This is a genomic window from Aeribacillus pallidus (assembly GCF_050478865.1).
In the GTDB taxonomy this organism is placed as follows: domain Bacteria; phylum Bacillota; class Bacilli; order Bacillales; family JACDOC01; genus JACDOC01.
Genome location: NZ_JBCNBW010000109.1, coordinates 1 through 881 on the forward strand (window position 1 = coordinate 1; position 881 = coordinate 881).

Annotated in this window: 1 protein-coding gene; it reads left to right on the forward strand. The window is 45.7% G+C overall.

Annotated elements, in window-relative coordinates:
• Window positions 1-455 (forward strand): FtsW/RodA/SpoVE family cell cycle protein (locus ABES52_RS16885; protein ID WP_429652476.1); only part of this gene is annotated, 455 nt, incomplete at its 5' end.
• Between the last annotated feature and the right edge of the window lie 426 nt (window positions 456-881).

Here is an 881-nt window from a genome sequence, read left to right on the forward strand (position 1 = left end):
TTTTAGATCCGTGGTCTGATCCGTTAGGGAGCGGTTTTCAAATTATCCAGTCACTTTATGCTATCGGTCCAGGGGGCTTGTTCGGATTAGGACTTGGGCAAAGTCGTCAAAAGTTTTTTTATTTACCAGAGCCACAAACGGATTTTATTTTTGCTATTATTTCTGAAGAGCTTGGGTTTATCGGGGCGACGTTTGTTCTATTGTTGTTCGCTTTACTATTATGGCGAGGGATTCGCATATCGTTAGGTGCACCGGATTTATACGGTAGTTTGTTGGCAGTAGGCATTATTTCGATGATTGCCATACAAGTGATGATTAATGTTGGTGTTGTAACAGGCTTGATGCCAGTTACCGGAATCACGTTGCCTTTTTTAAGCTACGGAGGCTCTTCCTTAACATTAATGTTAATGGCTGTAGGTGTATTGTTAAATATCAGCCGTTATGCAAGGTATTAAATGAAAGAAACCTGTAGTTGATACAGGTTTCTTTTCGTTCGTAATGAATTACATTTAATTGGTAAAATTAGAAAATTGGAAAGTAAAAGATGACAAACGGAAAGTAAATACCGAAAAACAGAAAGAAAAAAGAATGAAACGGAAAGAAACAGCCAACGAAAGTCCTTCGCAGGTCCTCCAGCGCGCGTCGAGGCTAATCAGTCGCCTTCGCTTTTCTTATTGTCTAGCTCCGGCTCCTAGCCTCTCGCGTCGCTTCGGCCCTGCTGTGGCGGCAACAGCCTCCTCGCAGGTCCTCCAGCGGCGTCGAGGCTAATCAGTCGCCTTCGCTTTTCTTATTGTCTAGCTCCGGCTCCTAGCCTCTCGCGTCGCTTCGGCCCTGCTGTGGCGGCAACAGCCTCCTCGCAGGTCCTCCAGCGCACGTCGAGG